Genomic DNA, 18,192 nt, shown 5'->3' with positions numbered 1-18,192 from the left:
CTCAACGTGTTCTTACCTCTTTAAAGCGGCTAAATACAATTAAAGCCACCAGGCACAGCACACAGCCGCAAATGCCGTTTAAGCGCAGTCCGTAATCATTGCCCGGGTCCTTACCGTAAACTGTTAAAAAAGCAAACAGGGCTATCCCTAATGTTTGCCCGCATTTTACAAACAGATATTTTACGGCAAAGAACATTCCTTCGCGATTCTCGCCGGTTTCAATGGCGTCCTGCTGGGCAATTTCGGCAAGGATGGCATTGGGCAATATCCCCAGCGAAGCCAGCGGAAAGGCGGCACATAATACCAGGGTATAGATCTGCACATTGGGCGATACCGGGAACTTTCCCAAAAAGAATATCGCCACAAATATTAAGCTCAACAACCCAAAAGAAAACATTACGATGGGCTTTTTGCCTATTTTTTTAGACAGGTAATTGATCAATGGGTAAAACACCAGTGATACCAACACCATGGTTGCCATAAAAACACCACCGTCTGATTCGGGCAGGTGCAGTAAAACTGTAACAAAATACAATAAGCCGCTTGATATGATGCTTAGCGCCATGTAATACGAAAAATCAGAAACCAGGTAATATTTAAAATTACGGTTGCCGAAAGTTTTGCGGATAGCGGGCAGCAAAGGCAGGTGCGAGGGCTTGCCGCTGGAGTATTTTTTTTCGTTGATATACAGCACCGGTACCAGCATAAATAGTCCGGCTACAATGCTTAGTCCCCAGATCGTGTATTGCACTGCCGAATCGCGGTCAATAACCGTGAAGTGTTTTTGCACCAAATCTGCAAAGTTATTTACCAGCGCCGATAACATAATGCCAATAATAAAACCCACCTGCTGAAAAGAAGACAGCTTAACTTTTTCGGCGGCGGTATCTGTTAACTCGGGCAACAGGGCGTTGTAGGGAATAATATAGGTAGTAGCACCCATAAAGAAGCAGATCATGTTAACCGTGAGCCATACGGCGTTATAAACGCTTTCACCCTTAACCAATGGCGAAAATGTTAAACAGAAAAAAAACATGGCGGGCAATATGGCCCACTTCATAAAGGGAATGCGCCGGCCATTTGGATGAGTGCTTTTATCGCTCAATGAGGCTATCAACGGATCATAAATAGCATCAACAAACCGGCCCGAGGCAGCAATTACCGATAACAGGTTAAGCACGCCAAACACAAGCAGCTGAGGCACGAATGGAATTAATCCCGAATTTGATGGCGGCAGATAAAAATATGGCAGCATTACGATGATCATATTGGTCATCATACTCCAGCCTATCATCCCGCAGGTATAAGCCAACTGTTTTCTGAAAGGAAACTTCGCACCGGGCATTCTTATTCGCAATATGCTAATAAGATAGTGAATTTTAGATGAAAAGTTTGGTGTTGCGCTATACCGATAGGGCAGACGCATTAAAATTTCTTTGCCCTCTCTTCGCTTCGCGGAAAGAGAGCCGACCAGCGTAGCGTAGTCGGGGTGAGTAATCGCCGCCGTGCATTGGCGGTAATGTCGCCTTATTAGGACTCATGCGGTACTGACAAACTATTGTCACCAAAACTTCCACTCCTCCCCCGTAAATTTAAGTTTATTCCCACGGTGCAGACAGGCCAAGAGCCGCCCCGAAGGAAATCGCATGCGCTCTTCCCTTAATTTTTTCCGGCTTGAAATTATTATATTTGAATAAAACCATTAACTATGAGCCAGATAAAAAAAGAAGATATCAAACAGGAGGTGTTCGACCTGTATGATGACTACGCGCACAACCGGCTTGACCGGCGTGGATTTGTAGAAAAGCTATCGCTTTATGCCGTTGGCGGGCTAACTGTACCCACACTCATGAGTTTCCTGATGCCCGATTATAAAGGCAACGTGCAGATCAGGGCGGATGATCCGCGATTGAAATCAGCATACATTAAATATCCTTCGCCAAAAGGCGGCGGAACTATCAAAGCATTACTATCAGAACCTAAAGACGCTAAAAAGAAATTGGGTGGTATCATCGTAGTGCATGAAAACCGGGGTTTGAACCCTTACATTGAAGATGTGGCCAGAAGAGCGGCCCTGGCCGGGTTTATTACCCTTGCGCCAGACGCCCTGACACCCCTGGGCGGTTACCCGGGCAATGATGAAGAAGGGCGTGCCATGCAAAGCAAAAGGAACCCCAAAGAAATGGAAGAAGATTTTATAGCAGCCTACGATTACCTTAAAAATCACCCGGATTGCAATGGCAAGGTTGGTGTGGTAGGTTTTTGTTATGGCGGCGGCATAGCCAATATGATGGCCGTTAGGATACCCGACCTGGCGGCAGCGGTACCATTTTATGGCAGTCAGCCCGCAGTTGAGGACGTGCCAAAAATTAAAGCGCCGCTGCTGCTGCACTACGCGTCGCTGGATACCCGCATCACCGGGGGATGGCCGGCCTACGAAGCCGCTTTAAAAGCGAACGGCAAAAAATACCAGGCATTTATTTACGAAAACGTGAACCATGGCTTCCATAACGATACAACCCCCCGTTATGATAAAGCCGCCGCGGAACTTGCCTGGAAACGCACGATCGATTTTTTTAATGAGTATTTGAAATAGGGGTGTAGTTAATTAAAAAACGTGTCATTTCGAGTGATAAAGTGATAAAATTAAGAAAATTCTGTAGGTGAAATGACATAAGCGGGGTGTCATTGGCAGGCCCTCGAAATATATGCGAGGGCCTTCGCGCTCACTCTTTGAGTGGCCTCTGAGTGCCCCTCTCACACCGTTTAATAAACATGTCATAGGTAGCGAGACCGATCCCTTGAGCGAGGTAAAAAAAACGGATCTCCGGTTTGTTTCGATTTTTTTATTTCACGAAACATCCTTTCATCTCCTTTGTTTTTTCAGCAGGTAAACCGACGATGATGGAAGATTTTAACGGAGAAGTGGAGATCCCGGTGAACGGGATCCTGCTTTATGGCAACCTGTTTATTCCCCATGGCGCAGAGGCCATTGTGGTTTTCGTGCATGGCAGCGGCAGCGGTCGTTTCAGCGAGCGCAACAGGTATGTCGCCCGCCGGCTACAGGAGAAAGGTTATGCGACACTGTTGTTCGACCTGTTAACGGAAGAAGAGAGCCACGAGTATTTTTATCGCTTCCAGATCGAACTGCTTTCCGGTAGGCTGATTAAAGTAACCGAATGGATCGCTGCGGAAATTTTAACGTCTAATATGGCCATCGGGTATTTTGGCGCCAGCACGGGCGCGGCAGCGGCACTGATTGCGGCAGCGGAACTGCCGGACAAAGTGCTGGCCGTTGTATCCAGGGGCGGCAGGCCCGACCTGGCACCGGGCGCTTTAAACAAGGTTCAGGCGGCGGTACTGCTGATCGTCGGCGGAAAGGACGAGGTGGTGCGCGAGCAAAATGAAAAGGCCTTTGATGAGATCGAATCCATCAGCGAACTGACCATTGTGCACGGCGCTTCGCATTTGTTTGAGGAGCCAGGGAAGCTGGAGGAAGTGACGGATTATGCCCTGGGCTGGTTTGGCAAATACCTGAAAACAGAAGTGCCGCTGTAGCGGTTGCACCAAAGCAACCCATCCTGGTTAAAATGGCAGAAAAGCCTGCCATTGTTTTTGGCGAAATCAGCAATGGTCAAATTACCGCCGAACTATTCTGCCCGGAGCGCTGGATTTTAGCCGGAAACTCCAAAATACCGGAACAGATCAAATTGCCAACCGTTTTGGCCTGATCTGGCAATGCGCCCGTTTCCAGAGCAAGGCTATTAAAGCGCGTAAGACTTGAGCGGCGACCGGGCTTTTTTCTCCTCGATAGCCTGTAACAGCTGGTCATAGGGCTTGTTGAATTTTTCGATGCCCTCGTTTTCCAGTTGCGCGGTAACCTCGTCGATATTGATCCCAATCTTTTTCAGCCGGGCCAGCGTCTGTGCCGCCAGATCCGGGTCCTGATCCAGGCGGCTTTCGGGGTGCCCATGATCGCGGTAAGCTTCCAGTGTTTCCAGTGGAACGGTATTCACCGTTTCCGGGCCAATGAGGGCGTCCACATACTTGGTATCCGGGAAAGATGGATCCTTGGTGCCGGTGCTGGCCCATAAAACATGCTGTGGCCTGGCGCCTTTTTCCTGCAGCTTTTTAAAGCGCTCGCTGCTAAACACTTGCTTATAGATCTGGTAGGCCTGTTTCGCGCAGGCAATTGCAACCTCGCCCTTTAGCTCGGGATGTCCTTTGGTTTCCAGCATCTGGTCCACCAGCACATCAATCCGGCTCAGGAAAAAGCTGGCGACCGAAGCGATCTGATCGATGGGATGTCCATCTGCTAAGCGGTCTTCCAGGCCCGACAGGTAAGCGTCGGTAACGGCTTCATAACGATCCAGGCCGAAAAGCAGCGTAATATTTACATTAATGCCCTCGCAAATGGCCCTGCGGATCGCGGGCAGGCCTTCGGCGGTCGCAGGGATTTTGATCATCACGTTTTTTCTATCCACTTTTCGCCAGAGTTCCGTCGCCTGGCGGATCGTCCGGCTGGTATCATGCGCCAGGTGTGGCGAAACTTCCAGGCTGACATAGCCATCCCGGTCGCCCGTAAAAACGGGTCCGAACAGATCGGTTGCCTCCCGAATATCGGTGATTGCCAACTCATAAAAAATGGCTTCATTATTTTGATATTTTTCTGCCAATTCCCGTATCTGCTCGTCATAATCCGTGCTGCCGCTGATGGCTTTTTCAAAGATGGCCGGGTTGGAGGTCATGCCCCGCAGGCCGTCTTCCTCGATCAGTCTTTTTAATCTGCCGGAACGGATCAGCTTACGGTCGAGAAAATCCAGCCAAATACTTTGGCCGAATTCATGTATTTGTTTGATTTTATTCATTTCCATGATTCAAGAATTTTAAATGGCGGAGGCCTGGTTCCTTCATCTCAACATATATTAACTCTCTATAAAACAATTTTAATTCCTGTTAGTTTGTGTTTTTTTCAGCCTGCCGGATTTGACGGTTACTGCGGGGAGTTTACCATCAAAAACTTAATGCCCGCCGGGGTAAAACAGGAAAGGCTTTTCATGGAACGCATTAAGCGAATGTTGTCAATCGGGTGAAAGCGAAAGATATACCTTTCCCTCTTTTAGGGATATTTTATAGGTATTGATACTGTCTTTTGCCGGACCGGCTTTTACTTCCCCGGTTTTGCAATCAAACTGCGAACCATGCCAGGGGCATTGTACCGTACCGCAGATCATCATTCCGCCAGCCAGTGAACCCCCTTTGTGAGTGCACCGGTCGTCAAAGGCCACATAACTTTCTGCTGTTTTACCTAATACAATACGCTTACTGTCAATATGCAACAATTTCATTTGACCGGTTTGTAGTTCTCCTGCTACTGCTACCACCATTAAATTACCTGAATCTTTCAGATAGACCTCATTCCATTTACCTGCACCCGCGTACCTCGGATCAACACCGATCTGGTTACGGTAAACCAGGGTGCCGCCCAGCCATCCGGAAACGCCCATCAAAATAAACCCGGCAAGTTCTGATCCTACAATAACAGGAAAGGATACTATACTTTTATTTCTAAGCACATAGGCTGCAATAAATATCAAAACCAATAACAAATTGATCAACCCATGTTGCGTGGCTCTTTTTTTGGCAGAACTAACCGGAGGTACCGTATAAAAATAATCTACCAGTCCCGGAATAGCGGCTATACAGGCGGTTATCAGACCGGCCAGCTCTAAAAACTCACCGGTTTGGCGATAACCGGTATTACCCTTTAAAACCCCTAACACATCAAATACCAGTGTGCCTGTAAAAAACGCAATAGGAAAAGTCACAAGAATTGGATGAAGCGGATGTCCTTTGATACTGGCTTTACTTTTCATGATTTAGCGTTTATCATTGCAAACAATCGGAATGTATCCGAAACAATTATAAAACATCGGTTTAAGGAGAAGTGTTTTAAAAGTATCATGAATTTATGCATGCCAAAGACACATTAACAACCTTATGAGCACACTAATATTCCCACCCGATCACCAGCGGGTCATGCCCTACCTCGTCATGAGGGATGCCGCTGGTTTCATCCGTTTCATGCAGGAAGTTTTTGATGCCAAAGAAAAAATGAATTTCAAAAGTGATGCGCAAACCATCGCCCATGCGGAGCTCGCCATTGGCGAAAGCGTCATCATGTTTTCCGGCGACACCCAGCAACTGGCTCCTTGTACAGGTGGCGGTTTTATTTATATGTCGGATGCGGATGAGATCTATCATAAAGCCATTAAAGCGGGCGCGACGCCTATTCTGCCCCCTAAAGACAATCCCTATGGACGCAGCGGCGGCTTTATGGACCCGTTCGGCAATACCTGGTGGGTTAAAACCTACCGGCCAAATCCCTAAGAAAGTAAGCTACCTAAAATCTGACAAGCCTTACGAAACCAAGACCGGCTCATCCAATCACATAGATTTCCATACTTTAAAAAAATAAAACATCTTCATGGCATCTATCTTTTCTTGCCACACCATCTTAGGTATCCCCGGTTTTCAAATTGTGCTTCGTGTTTTTTTTGCCTTTTCCAGCAAGGCTACCACCTCCCTATCAGAGAAATCGTCAAAGGCGGCATAAGCCTGGCCAACCGCATTAAACTCTTCGGGCTGGTGCAGTATTTCCATCCGGTCCGCTTTTTCAAGACGCGGATCATAACGCGTTCCGGAGACCGGGACAGCAATAATGATTTGCCCGGCGTTCATTTTACGGCAAAGTTCCAGTACAGGTACCAGGGTCGCGCCGGTAGCAATACCGTCATCCACTATTATCACTATCCGGCCCGCCAGTTCGGGCAGGGCCTTGCCTTGCCGGTAAACTTGTACCCGGCGACGGATCTCTTCCTGTTGCTCACGAATGGTATCCCTGATCATTTCCGCGGGTAACACCTGTTCGGCCTCTGGGTTCACATAGACAGAGCCATCTTCGGCAACCGCGCCAAAGCCAAACTCCGGGTGAGTCGGCAGCGGCAGCTTCTTGGCTACTACCACCGCCAATTCAGCGCCCAGTTCCAGGGCCACTTCATACGCGACCGCCACGCCGCCCCGGGGAATGCCCAGTACCAGCGGGTTCAATTGCCGGTATTTTGGCCTAAGCCAACGGCCCAGTTCTTTCCCGGCGTGCTGCCTGTTTTTGAAAATACGCTGCATCGCTTCTTTTTTATGTTCAGGATTCGTTAGGGTTGATCATGCCTTCATCACCAAATCCGCTATTGATGTTAGGCTGGTTATCTGTATAAGGCAGATCATCACCTGCCTGGCTGCTTTCCTTGGCATTTGTCCCGGTCTGCTCCCTGACCGAATGGCCTTCCAGCGCCAGCCCGATGTTGATCAAAAACCCGGCGTCAATATGGTGGTCGTCCGCCACCCGCCAGGTGCCCGACCGGTTAACGATCAGGAAGCCCGATCCGTTCGGGTGACGAATGCGGAAGCCGTGTTCGCCCCGGTGTTGCTCCGGCCTGGCGTCAAGCATGAGCAGCGCGCCTGTCGAAGGATCTTTTACCTGGATATCCATCACTTTTTATTTTACAGTATAAACAGCAATAGCCGGCAAGCGTTGCTGCTTGCCGGCGCCCGAAATTCTTCCGACATTCCGGATTAATCCTGTTCGCGGCTTGCGCGGTAGTTGACGTTATTCTCCGCGATCTGTGTCAGCAGGTCATCCGCCTCCTTTTCTTCGGCGAGTGTCTGTGCCAGCAGGTCAGCGGCTACCGGGTAGCCCATGGTCCTGGCCAGCGTAACCAGTCCGCCATAGGTGGCAATTTCGTAGTGCTCGGCCTTTTGCCCGGCAAAAATCAGCCCGACATCACGCTGGGCGGTGCCTTCTTCCGTATCGTCGATGATATCCGCGCCTTCATCCACTATGCCAGCCATCGCCTGGCATTTAGTGTCGTCTACCTCTTCGTTGACCAGGCCAAAAACTTCTTCCAGGCGGCGGACATGCGCCTGGGTTTGCCCGCAATGGTTGGCAAAGGCGTTTTTCAGTTCGGGCGCAGTCGCGGCTTCCTGCAGCTTGGGCAGGGTTTTGACGAGCTTCTTTTCCGCCCAGTACATATCCTTTAATTGGTCCACGAAAAACTCCTTGAGTTTTGAATTGGTTGCCTGCATGATGGTTGTTTCCATAATCAGCACTATTAAAATTTGAGGATAAACCGTTAATTATTGATAACGTAGGAAATTTCATGAATGAATCAAAGATTGAATAATCCATTGAACGTCAGCCGTTCACCGGTGCCCGGCGTTCAGGGCCATCACCTGTATACCTTATAATCGCACATTCATGTTAATAAAATAACACTTGGTTTTGGCCAATGTTTAAATAATTTGAAAATATTTTGTCTGCGTATAAGTAATCTGCTTTACTAACCCTTGATACCTTTCGGGAGGCAATAGAGGAAGGCCATTTGAGGCTCCAAATCAGCCCCATCAGTTTTTTTTATCCATCACCAATACCGCGGCGCCTTTGATCTTGCTGTTTCTTAACTGATCCAATGCCTCGTTGGCTTCTGCCAGTTTAAAAAACCGCGTTTGGGTATGCACAGGGATATGTTGCAACAGGGCAAAAAAATCATGCCCGTCCTGTCGGGTAAGGTTGGCCACTGAACGGATCATCCTTTCTTCCCAAAGCAGGTCATAAGAGAAACTGGGGATAGCGCTCATATGGATACCGCCGCAAATGACCCGGCCGCCTTTATCGGTCGCTTTTAGGGCCAGTGGTATCAGCTCGCCCGCGGGTGCAAAAATAATTGCCGTGTCCAGCTTTTCCGGCGGCGACTCATCGCTTCCGCCGGCCCAGGCGGCGCCCAGCTTTATAGCAAAGGCCTGTCCTTTGGTATCACCGGGGCGGGTAAAGGCAAACAACTTCTTGCCTTGCGCCACAGCTACCTGGATCAGGATATGCGCCGCGGCACCAAAACCATACAAACCGATGTTTTTGGCATCGGCATCCGCCATGCGATAGGAACGGAAACCGATCAACCCGGCGCAAAGCAGGGGCGCGGCCCCGGGCCCGGTATAATCAGGCGGCAGCCGAAAACAATAAGCGGCGTAGGCAACCATATATTCCGCATAACCGCCATTGACGGTATAGCCGGTAAATTCTGCGTTTTCACACAAGTTTTCCTTGCCGCTTTGGCAATAATGACATTGTCCACAGGTGTAGGCCAGCCAGGGAATGCCAACGATATCTCCGATTTTCAGCTCCCCGACCTGCTGGCCGATTTCAGCCACCCGGCCGACGATCTCATGTCCTGGCACCAGGGGAAGTTTGGGATGATTAAGCTCCCCATCTATGATATGCAGATCAGTCCGGCAGACACCGCAAGCCAGTACCTGTACCAGCACCTGCCCGGCTGCTGGTACGGGTAAAGGAATTTCCTTTAGGGTCAGGGGCTGTCCTGCCTTTTCCAGTATCATCGCCCGCATCGTTTGCGGCAAACCCGTTGGCTTTGTCATATCAGTATTTGCTATAGGATAAATACTTTTTTCGCTGCTTATGTTTAAAGTTTTTCAAACATTTCTGCATGATTTTTGCAGGATGGTATTATTACACTGCTTATAAACAGAAGGGATCATGAGACGGAATGTGAAAAGTTTAGTGGGCTTCCGCACGGGAGCCACAGACGGTGAATTTGGAAAAGTAGATGGTTTTTATTTTGACGACGAGACCTGGACCATCCGATACCTGGTTGTCAAAACAAGTGGCTGGCTGTTCGGCCGCAAGGTACTGATCTCTCCTGCGGCACTACAGGAACCCGACTGGGAAAACCAGGTTTTCCCGGTAAACCTGACCAAAGCACAAATTGAGAACAGCCCTGACATTGATACGGAAAGAACCGTTTCGCGCCAACAAGAGATTGATCTTTATACGCACTATGACTGGCCCTATATGGGTATCCCCGGCGCGGGGTTTTATGGCGGTATGGGTTTGTCGGGTATGATGGAATCCCGGATCCCGTTCGAGGAAAACATCATGGCAGCGGCTAACAAGGACAAGCCGGTTGATCCGCATTTGCGCAGCACCGGCGAGGTTACGGGTTACCGGATCCATGCAACGAACGGCGAGATAGGCGATGTGGAAGATTTTATCATAGATGACCAAAGCTGGCGGATGCATTTCCTGGTGGTGGATACCGGGCACTGGTTTCCCGGAAAGAAAGTCCTGATCGCGCCCAAATGGATCAGCGAGGTCAAATGGGAAGAATCTGCCGTCTACGTCAATATCACGGTCAACGCGGTAAAAAACAGCCCGGAATTTGATCCCTCCGTGCCGCTGCCCGAAACCTATGAAAATGAATTTTACCGTTATTATGGCGACTATATGAATGATTAACCTTTCTTTAACTATACCCCACACACAGCCGCATCAGGTGGGCCGGGCATTCTGAACAAGCGGCCTTAGTCCGCTAAGCTGCGCGTTCGGCATGCCTTTTTGTTGGACAAGCACCTTAAACTTACTGCCCATATCAATCAGCAGCGTACGGGTCAGCCGCGCTTCCTGTATGGCCAGTTGAACGATATCGCCGTTTGCGTTTGGTTGCTTGCGCAAATAGTCTTTAAAGTCCAGCGCCAGAAGAAACTCCGCCTGGCTGGTCAGCCCGCAACAGGACATCCCGTGTTGGTGGCCCCAATGGCATAGGGCAGAAAAGTTTACATGAGCGGTGATATCCTGCTTTCCAACGTGATGATAAAACTGTTCGTTTACCTCGTGCCGGTTATAGCAAAGCACTGTCCCGCGGCTGCGGCAGGATTTATAAAACTCATCAGACAAGTAGCCATAATCAATGGTGAGCACATAGCCTTTTTGCAAATAACGGCTGATCTTATCAAGCCATTCCACGGCCTCCAGGTTAACTTCGGTGCGGTAACCGGCGGGTAATTCCACGTTCAGTTCGCTAAAGTATGCCTTCAACTGTGGGCTTGCGGGCCGAAGCACTTCCACCAGGCCATCCTGATCATCCACAAATACCTCCATCAACTCATCCTGCATGACTACCTGGTGTACCGCGAAATTATCCAACAGTTCATTAGAAAGGACACAACCCGTAAAAGCCCCCACCGCCTCCAGATCGTTGTGCCAGCAAACCTTTTCATGCAGATGCGTCCTTTCACTTTCGCGCATGAACGGGCTTTTTTCAATGATCACATAATGCAGTCGTTCATAAACGCTGGTATATTCCCGGAAATAATCAAGGATATCATGACAGAGCCAGCCGTTACCGGCGCCGAATTCAACGACTGTAAATTCAGGTTCGCCGGACAGTCGCCACATTTCGGCCAGTTGTTTGGCTATCATTGCGCCGAATACCGGCCCCAGGCAGCAACTGGTATAAAAGTCACCGCCCGCGCCGATCTTATCGTGTCCAGACATGTAATAACCCAGCTCCGGGTGATACAGGGCGGTTTCCATAAAATTGCGGAAGGAGAGTGGTCCATTCTCCCGGATGTGCTGGCGGATAAGTTCAGTTAATTCCATGGCCGGTTATTTGAGGTACAACCATTGGATAAAGGCCGGGAAGTCCGACAAAACAAAAAATCAGCGTCAGGCTCATTTCTCTTTTAGCCCAGAAAAGGACCTCGTCCCATACCCGTTTGATCTTTTTAACTTTCATTGCTGCGGATTGTTCGCCTATGTGTTGTTCGGGCCAGGCCTTCTGCGGTAAGCGCCGATGGCCTGGTCTTTGACTTCGATCTGATAAATTAATTTTGATTACCGCGCCGGCTGTTCGCCGCCATGTTCCCTGTTTCTTAATTCGGCTGCTACATTACTTTCATTGGTAGCAGCGGTTTTTGCTTTTCGACGTATCTTTTCGTTTTGGTCGACAGTCGCCAGTTGACGACCGCTCTTTTTGGATTTTAATTTTCCTGTTGTCGTTTCCATAATCCCCTCCTTTAATTTCTTACTAATCCCATGTATGCTAATAACAATGCGTGGTGTTAGCGGTTTCAATAAATTAAAATTATTGCAAACCGTAATTTGCATTTGAGGTTGAATAATAATACAAATGAAAAGTATAGTGACCACCTGCCTGAGCCTGCTGATAGTGCTTGGGGCGCAAGCGCAAACAGTCATCATCACGTACGCTGGCGGCTATAGGGGTAACCTCATCGATACGCGCCAGATCGAAGCGGGCAGGCTAACGCATGTTTTATACGCTTTTGCCACCCTGGAAAGCAACCGGGCGGTTTTGAAGTATCCCAAAACTGACGCGCTTAATCTGCAACGTTTAGCCGCCTTGAAGCAGCTCAACCCCCGTATAAAACTATTGTTATCCGTAGGTGGGTTAGGCTGGAGCCGAAATTTTTCTGATATGGCTTTAACCGAAAATGGCCGCCAGGCTTTTGCTCAAAGCTGTCTGAAACTGGTCAAACAATTTCGACTGGATGGTATAGATATTGATTGGGAGTTCCCCGGCTATCCCGGCGGGGGCGGCAATATTTACCGGCCGGAGGATAAACGGAACTACACTTTGTTATTCAAAACTTTGCGTCAGGCGTTACCAAATTATCAGCTAACAACCGCTGTGGATGGCTGGGCGACGCATTTCCTGCCGCATAGCGAAATGGATCAGGTTGCACAGTATGTGGATTATGTTTGCCTGATGACCTATAACTTTAATAGCGGAGGCATGGCCGGCGGGCATTTTTTATACTCACCCCCCAATTGGGACCCGGCCGGTTCCGTCGTCGGTGCGGTCAAAGCATTCCTGGCGGCAGGAGTACCCAAAGAAAAGCTGGTGATTGGTGTTGGTTTTTTCCCGGCAGCCTTGCGTATGCGCAGTAATGATCCCGGCGACCGGCATTACCTGGCGAAGCTCCCGTTTCGGGGCGGCTTAACGAAAGTTTATCGCCTGGCCGCACAAAAGAGCTACGGGCGCTATTGGGATACCGTAGGACAAGCGCCCTATCTGTTCAACCCGCAAACGCGTGTGCGCATCGCCTACGAGGATATTGCATCCGTTAAAGCAAAATTCCGGTACATTCAACAACAGCATTTGGCGGGCCTGATGTATTGGGATTACTTTTCTGATCCCGGCCAGCGCCTATTAAAGGCGATTACAGACCCCTGATGCCCGCGTTTCACATCCAGGCAGGGTTCCTGCACTATTTGACACATCGTAAAACAGCTGACGGCCGCTGTCGGCCAGATATATTGCCCTTCCAACTAATTCTTTAATCTTCTGTCTTGAACTGCGGGTGCTGTACAATTTGGGCAGCGATGTTGGACAGATCCTGACCGGTGAAGGCGCCCACTCCGTCAAAATCAAACTGATGCGCGCTATAGACGGTGATGGTGCCCAAAAGCCCATCCACCGGTATATCCACCGACCGGGCTTGTTCCCGGTCAATCCAGTCCTCCGCCCGGTCTACGGCGTAAATTTTAAAGGTATTCGTTTTTTCCTGCGGTTCGAATTTCAGTAAGTGCTGGCTCTGGCCAACAGGTATTTCAAAGCTTTTCATATGCGTGTTGTTAATTGAATTGATCAAATTAAAAACCATATCGCCAGGCGCTTTGTTTTAGATTAAACAAATCATTAAGCCATGGCAAAGAACGAAAGAGTAAACAGCATTGACCGAAAGGGCAAACCTTCAGGTAACGGGCGCGACAACAAAGGTTTGAACAGCGCATTTGCCGGCGTAAAGCCGGAAACAGAAGACCGGATAAGATCAGAATATATGAACGAAGATACCGATCAGCCGGCCGAAAATGCAGAAGTTAACCATCCCAACCGCCATTTACATAAAGGCGAGGATGTGAAAATGTTTAAGGATCGCGAAGAATAAATTAAACGCCTCCAAAAAACAACCCTATGAAAGCGATTAAAAAGCAATCCGGGCAACCACTCCTTTTAGGAATAAATCACTATGCATCAAACATTTAATGACGATAACGCTTATTATAGGTGGTATATCGATGAAACATGGATGTTATTACCCACCTGGCTTTAGGCACTTGCATCGCCGAAATTTTACCAGCTAAAAGGTTAGGTAAAAAGGGGCTGCTTTGGGGTGCAGCAGCACAGGCGCTGCCCGATATCGATACGTTTCCCGCTTTCTTTTTTCCGGCGGACGAGGCCTTGCTGATCCACCGCGGCTTAACGCATTCCTTGCTGTTCGCCTTAACCGCGGGAGCGCTTCTGGCCTTCCTGGTGCAGAAAATTTATAGCCGGGCGGTGTTATCCTATACCGCACTGCTCTTTTTCTTTTGCTTACAGCTGACGCTGCATGACCTGATTGATACCTGTAACAGCTATGGTACCGGCCTTTTGGAACCTTTCAGCCATCGGCGTTTTTCCATCAATTTGTTATATGTGGCCGATCCGCTATTTACCGCCGGACTGCTGGTTGGAAGCTTAGTTTTATTCGTTAAACCCGTCATTTATCCCTACCGCAAAAAGTGGGTTTGGGCTATGCTCCTCATTTCAGCCTGCTATACCGGTTATGCAGGTTTGAACAAAGCGTATATTAACCATCGGATCATTCATTCTTTTAAATCGCAGCACTTCAACCCTGCCTATTATTTTACTACACCGGCGCCATTCAATTGTATGTTATGGTACATTGTCGCGGCCATCGATAGTGGTTATTATACGGCCTACAGTTCCGTATGGGATGATCCGCGGCAACCGGTCCGTTATGAAAAGCAGCTAAAAAATGAGGTGCTGGCCAATCAGATCGGGGATAAAAGGACATTACAGCATTTAGTCACCTTTTCTGATCGGTATTACACCTTTTCAAAAACCGGCAGTTCGCTGTATTTCAATGTATTGAAGTTCGGTCAGGTACAGGGTTGGAGGGTGCCCAATGCCCCATTTGTATTGCGCTATCCGTTAACTGCCGGCAACAAGACGGTGTTATTGCTACAGGGCCGACTGGTGGGCTGGAACAAAAGTGCGCTCAAAGCTTATTTCTGGCGGATAGCCGGCCACCAACCTTAAAGCATCGTGATGAAGAATAGCTATTATATAATTAACGGCATTACACTCTATCGGATGATCGCCGCCCCGTTGCTGATTTACCTGGTATTTATAAATCAGTTTAACCTGTTTAAATGGCTCCTTGTGGTCAGCTTTTTTACCGATGCGATAGATGGCTATTTTGCACGCCGGTATCAAATTAAAAGTGCATTTGGGGCAACGATCGATTCGGTTGCCGATGATTTAACTATTGTTGCGGCTATTATCGGTATGTATGTTCAAAATCCCGCATTTCTTTTAAAGGAAATCATACCCATCGTGATTTTACTTGTGCTTTATCTTTCGCAAAATACCCTGGCATTCATTAAATATCGCAAGATGACCAGCTTTCATACTTATGTGGCTAAAATTGCTGCAGTGTGCCAGGGGATATTCCTGATCGCATTTTTCTTTTTGCCACAGCCCGTTTACTGGTTGTTCTATCTTACACTTATCCTCACCGGCATAGACCTTATCGAAGAGATCATGCTAATCATACTGCTTCCCCATTATCGCACCAATGTAAAGGGTTTGTATTGGCTAAAAAAATAAAAAATTAAGCGCAACAGATCTTGTTTTTAGTACCCCATGGCCTTTACCCGGAGTACATATTGTTTTGTTTATATACAATTGAAAATTATTAAAACCATAGTTAATTATGGTTGTTGTTTTTTGTAAGCAGGCTTGTAACAGCGCTTGCATGATTAAAAACGTATACAGATGAGAACATTATCAAAGTTTGGATCGATGGTGAAGGGATGTGGAGCGGAGGCGGATACGTTTACACACGTGGTCATAGGGACGGGTCAAGGCCCGTACGTACTTATATGTGGGGTTCATAGGAACACTCTGGCCATGGCTACAGATGGCAGAGGAGGCGTTGGAGATAAAAACTTTCCTCAATACATAAAGCGGCTATAAAATAGCATTCTGCTGCCATTACATTCTTTCCGATACTTCAATCAGCAAGCCCATCCTTTTCTTTTATTGAATTATCCTGCCGGAATTCCGGCAAAACTGGTCAATTATTAACCCCTTTATTCTGTAAAACATGACCATTGAACAGACTTTAAAAACAGCTCCGTTACCAACGCCTAAGCAAAAGACATATCCTATAAAGAATGCCGGTGAGCTGGATCCGCTCCTGGAGCGCATCGGCAATGCCCGCTGCGTGATGCTGGGCGAAGCTACGCACGGCACCCATGAATATTATACTTGGCGCATGGCGATCAGTAAACGACTGATCGAGGAAAAAGGCTTTAATTTCATCGCTGTGGAAGGTGACTGGCCGGATTGTTACCGGCTGAACCGCTATATAAAGGGCTATGCCGATCAGGATAAAAAATCACACGAGCTATTGCGCGACTTCCGCCGCTGGCCAACCTGGATGTGGGCCAACTGGGAAGTGGACGCTTTGCTGAATTGGCTTAAATTATTTAACAACGGAAAGCCCGCCAACAATCGGGTTGGTTTTTATGGCCTGGATGTTTACAGCCTCTGGGAATCCATGGACGCGCTGGTTGGCTATTTACAGACTAATGACCCCAAAGCGGCGGAACTGGCAAAACAAGCTATCCGCTGTTTTGAGCCCTACGAGGAAGACCCACACAAGTATGCCCGCTCCCAATATAGCCTGGAAAGCTCGTGCCGGCAGGAAGTGATCAATTTATTGGCCGAAATCAGGAAAAAATCGCCCGTTTATGATTCCGATCCTGAAGCGGCCTTAAACACAGAACAGAACGCGCATATCGCCGTCAATGCCGAGGAATACTACAGTAACATGATGAGTTTTAATGACAACACCTGGAACCTGCGCGATACCCATATGATGGAAACCCTGCAGCGTTTGATGCAATTCCATGGCCCGGATGCCAAAGCCATTGTCTGGGAACACAATACCCATATCGGCGATGCGCGCTATACCGACATGCAGCACCACGGCATGTATAATACCGGGCAGCTGGCCCGCGAGCAATTGGGAGAAAAAGATACGGTGCTGGTGGGCTTTGGCTCCTACCTGGGTACAGTGATCGCGGGTAAAGAATGGGGCGCACCCATGGAGGTGATGCCGGTACCCGCTGCAAGGGGAGGCAGCGTGGAGGAGTTAATGCATCGCACGTATGCCGGAAACCGGATGCTGATCTTTGATCGGAAACATCCGCAGAAACGCTGGAATGAAGTGTGGCCCCACCGTGCTGTAGGCGTAGTATATAACCCGCTGCATGAAAAGCACGGCAATTATGTGCCAACAATCCTTGGTTCCAGGTATGATGCCTTTTTGTTTATCGATGAGACTACGGCCCTGCATCCATTGCATATCCAACCCGACGGACACCTGGTTCCGGAAACTTATCCCTTTAATTTTTAAATGTGATCCAGATGGCAGTATATATCCAACCATTTCAGAATATCAGCAAAAGTGACGGCGCGCAGGTACGTAAAAATGCTTCACTTGGTGAAATGTTTAATCAACCGGCTAAAAAAACTACGGCGAATGCCTGCCGGCGTTTCATTAATGAGAACCGAATTCGCGCAATTCCCTGGTGCATCACCGGATCGATAGCATCTCTTTTTAATGCAGATCCGGAGATTGTGCTGAATGGAATCAAAAACAAACGAAAAGTAAAACATCATATCAAAAATGGAAAAAGTTAGAGCAAATATCATCCAACTGCTGCAAAGCGAGCTGGGAGATAAAAACCTGGTGGCGCCATACCGCGACCAGGTGCTGATCAATATCAGCAGGGCAGATTTTGAGACCCGGCTGGGTAATCTGCTGCAACAGGTCTACCGGTTGATCGAGCACCACCACCCCGAAAGACCGGATCATTTAGGGATCGTTATCCGGGACGAGGACGCAAGGCACGAAAATGTCTTTAAAATATGGAAATCTGTTTAAATATCTTTAAATAAACATTGACCTGCAATTGATGCTGAACATCCGTGCGTAAACTGGCCGCGGTGCTCCGTTTTTGGGAACAACGGTCCCCTTATAACAAATACAACCCATAGCCAGATCCGTTATGAGGTCTTTAATTTGTTTTTATTAAAACAATTTGAAAGTTCGTTTGTGGCTTTTTTTAAGATCAGTACTTATGGTACTGATCTTAAAAAATAGCCCCTGAATTGCTACCGTATAAAATCACCAAGTCTTAAACTGTTGTTTTTTGCAATTTTAACTTGGAGTATTTACACAATTGGT

Annotated in this window: 22 protein-coding genes; 12 read left to right on the top strand and 10 right to left on the bottom strand. The window is 48.2% G+C overall.

Features of this window, described 5'->3' with window-relative positions:
* Nucleotide 1 precedes the first annotated feature (1 nt).
* Nucleotides 2-1,345 carry an MFS transporter gene (locus tag JWR23_RS02525; protein WP_299512541.1) on the bottom strand — a complete coding sequence of 448 codons (1,344 nt, stop codon included), beginning with the start codon at nucleotides 1,343-1,345 and terminating at the stop codon, nucleotides 2-4.
* Between the two features lie 363 nt (nucleotides 1,346-1,708).
* On the opposite strand from JWR23_RS02525, the gene JWR23_RS02520 reads away from it, so the two are divergent.
* The 3 genes from JWR23_RS02520 (at nucleotide 1,709) to JWR23_RS02510 (ending at nucleotide 3,731) form a co-directional block, all read left to right on the top strand.
* Nucleotides 1,709-2,596, top strand: coding sequence for a dienelactone hydrolase family protein (locus JWR23_RS02520; RefSeq protein WP_299512539.1), 888 nt, complete (start codon nucleotides 1,709-1,711; stop codon nucleotides 2,594-2,596).
* A 236-nt stretch (nucleotides 2,597-2,832) separates the two neighbouring features.
* The gene (locus JWR23_RS02515; protein WP_299512537.1) at nucleotides 2,833-3,558 is read left to right on the top strand and encodes a dienelactone hydrolase family protein; all 726 of its coding nucleotides are present in this window, start codon (nucleotides 2,833-2,835) and stop codon (nucleotides 3,556-3,558) included.
* Nucleotides 3,559-3,590: 32 nt separating this feature from the next.
* Nucleotides 3,591-3,731 (top strand): hypothetical protein, encoded by a 141-nt coding sequence (locus tag JWR23_RS02510; RefSeq protein ID WP_299512534.1) that lies wholly within the window; start codon nucleotides 3,591-3,593, stop codon nucleotides 3,729-3,731.
* Between the two features lie 33 nt (nucleotides 3,732-3,764).
* On the opposite strand, the gene tal is transcribed toward JWR23_RS02510, so the two are convergent.
* Both tal and JWR23_RS02500 read right to left on the bottom strand, forming a co-directional pair.
* Nucleotides 3,765-4,874: a transaldolase gene (tal, locus tag JWR23_RS02505; protein WP_299512532.1), complete on the bottom strand. Its 1,110-nt coding sequence runs from the start codon at nucleotides 4,872-4,874 to the stop codon at nucleotides 3,765-3,767.
* A gap of 207 nt (nucleotides 4,875-5,081) precedes the next feature.
* Nucleotides 5,082-5,876, bottom strand: a complete 795-nt coding sequence (locus JWR23_RS02500) for a DUF2231 domain-containing protein (protein ID WP_299512529.1) — start codon at nucleotides 5,874-5,876, stop codon at nucleotides 5,082-5,084.
* A gap of 124 nt (nucleotides 5,877-6,000) precedes the next feature.
* Between JWR23_RS02500 and JWR23_RS02495 the strand changes: the two genes are divergently transcribed.
* Nucleotides 6,001-6,390, top strand: a complete 390-nt coding sequence (locus JWR23_RS02495) for a glyoxalase/bleomycin resistance/extradiol dioxygenase family protein (protein ID WP_299512526.1) — start codon at nucleotides 6,001-6,003, stop codon at nucleotides 6,388-6,390.
* Between the two features lie 144 nt (nucleotides 6,391-6,534).
* Here the strand turns inward: JWR23_RS02495 and JWR23_RS02490 are convergent, their stop codons facing one another.
* From JWR23_RS02490 to JWR23_RS02475, 4 genes are all read right to left on the bottom strand, one after another.
* Complete coding sequence (locus JWR23_RS02490) at nucleotides 6,535-7,185, bottom strand: phosphoribosyltransferase (RefSeq protein ID WP_299512524.1); 651 nt, start codon at nucleotides 7,183-7,185, stop codon at nucleotides 6,535-6,537.
* A gap of 16 nt (nucleotides 7,186-7,201) precedes the next feature.
* Nucleotides 7,202-7,549 (bottom strand): hypothetical protein, encoded by a 348-nt coding sequence (locus tag JWR23_RS02485; RefSeq protein ID WP_299512523.1) that lies wholly within the window; start codon nucleotides 7,547-7,549, stop codon nucleotides 7,202-7,204.
* Nucleotides 7,550-7,632: 83 nt separating this feature from the next.
* On the bottom strand, nucleotides 7,633-8,157 hold the full coding sequence (locus JWR23_RS02480) for a ferritin-like domain-containing protein (RefSeq protein WP_299512521.1): 525 nt from the start codon (nucleotides 8,155-8,157) through the stop codon (nucleotides 7,633-7,635).
* A gap of 303 nt (nucleotides 8,158-8,460) precedes the next feature.
* The gene (locus JWR23_RS02475) at nucleotides 8,461-9,450 is read right to left on the bottom strand and encodes a zinc-dependent alcohol dehydrogenase family protein (RefSeq protein WP_299512738.1); all 990 of its coding nucleotides are present in this window, start codon (nucleotides 9,448-9,450) and stop codon (nucleotides 8,461-8,463) included.
* A 157-nt stretch (nucleotides 9,451-9,607) separates the two neighbouring features.
* Here JWR23_RS02475 and JWR23_RS02470 point away from each other — a divergent pair, with 157 nt between their 5' ends.
* A complete protein-coding gene (locus JWR23_RS02470) occupies nucleotides 9,608-10,366 on the top strand; it encodes a PRC-barrel domain-containing protein (RefSeq protein WP_299512518.1) in 759 nt (252 codons plus the stop codon).
* Nucleotides 10,367-10,399: 33 nt separating this feature from the next.
* On the opposite strand, the gene JWR23_RS02465 is transcribed toward JWR23_RS02470, so the two are convergent.
* Complete coding sequence (locus JWR23_RS02465; protein ID WP_299512516.1) at nucleotides 10,400-11,509, bottom strand: SAM-dependent methyltransferase; 1,110 nt, start codon at nucleotides 11,507-11,509, stop codon at nucleotides 10,400-10,402.
* A 234-nt stretch (nucleotides 11,510-11,743) separates the two neighbouring features.
* Nucleotides 11,744-11,914, bottom strand: coding sequence for a hypothetical protein (locus tag JWR23_RS02460; protein ID WP_299512514.1), 171 nt, complete (start codon nucleotides 11,912-11,914; stop codon nucleotides 11,744-11,746).
* Nucleotides 11,915-12,038: 124 nt separating this feature from the next.
* Between JWR23_RS02460 and JWR23_RS02455 the strand changes: the two genes are divergently transcribed.
* A complete protein-coding gene (locus JWR23_RS02455) occupies nucleotides 12,039-13,103 on the top strand; it encodes a glycoside hydrolase family 18 protein (RefSeq protein WP_299512511.1) in 1,065 nt (354 codons plus the stop codon).
* Between the two features lie 103 nt (nucleotides 13,104-13,206).
* Here the strand turns inward: JWR23_RS02455 and JWR23_RS02450 are convergent, their stop codons facing one another.
* On the bottom strand, nucleotides 13,207-13,494 hold the full coding sequence (locus JWR23_RS02450) for a hypothetical protein (RefSeq protein ID WP_299512508.1): 288 nt from the start codon (nucleotides 13,492-13,494) through the stop codon (nucleotides 13,207-13,209).
* Nucleotides 13,495-13,575: 81 nt separating this feature from the next.
* Here JWR23_RS02450 and JWR23_RS02445 point away from each other — a divergent pair, with 81 nt between their 5' ends.
* The 6 genes from JWR23_RS02445 (at nucleotide 13,576) to JWR23_RS02420 (ending at nucleotide 17,889) form a co-directional block, all read left to right on the top strand.
* The gene (locus tag JWR23_RS02445) at nucleotides 13,576-13,818 is read left to right on the top strand and encodes a hypothetical protein (RefSeq protein ID WP_299512505.1); all 243 of its coding nucleotides are present in this window, start codon (nucleotides 13,576-13,578) and stop codon (nucleotides 13,816-13,818) included.
* A gap of 137 nt (nucleotides 13,819-13,955) precedes the next feature.
* Nucleotides 13,956-14,972 carry a metal-dependent hydrolase gene (locus tag JWR23_RS02440; protein WP_299512503.1) on the top strand — a complete coding sequence of 339 codons (1,017 nt, stop codon included), beginning with the start codon at nucleotides 13,956-13,958 and terminating at the stop codon, nucleotides 14,970-14,972.
* Between the two features lie 9 nt (nucleotides 14,973-14,981).
* Entirely contained in the window at nucleotides 14,982-15,542 is a 561-nt protein-coding gene (locus JWR23_RS02435) for a CDP-alcohol phosphatidyltransferase family protein (protein WP_299512501.1), read from the top strand.
* A 499-nt stretch (nucleotides 15,543-16,041) separates the two neighbouring features.
* On the top strand, nucleotides 16,042-17,358 hold the full coding sequence (locus JWR23_RS02430; protein ID WP_299512499.1) for an erythromycin esterase family protein: 1,317 nt from the start codon (nucleotides 16,042-16,044) through the stop codon (nucleotides 17,356-17,358).
* A gap of 11 nt (nucleotides 17,359-17,369) precedes the next feature.
* Nucleotides 17,370-17,645, top strand: a complete 276-nt coding sequence (locus JWR23_RS02425) for a hypothetical protein (protein WP_299512498.1) — start codon at nucleotides 17,370-17,372, stop codon at nucleotides 17,643-17,645.
* A complete protein-coding gene (locus tag JWR23_RS02420; RefSeq protein WP_299512496.1) occupies nucleotides 17,632-17,889 on the top strand; it encodes a hypothetical protein in 258 nt (85 codons plus the stop codon). Before JWR23_RS02425 ends, JWR23_RS02420 begins: the two co-directional genes overlap by 14 nt.
* The last annotated feature ends 303 nt before the right edge of the window (nucleotides 17,890-18,192 follow it).

This window comes from Mucilaginibacter sp. (genome assembly GCF_028288205.1).
GTDB lineage: Bacteria > Bacteroidota > Bacteroidia > Sphingobacteriales > Sphingobacteriaceae > Mucilaginibacter.
Note: the sequence above shows the minus strand (reverse complement) of the source record. Positions and strands in the feature narration are given on the sequence as shown.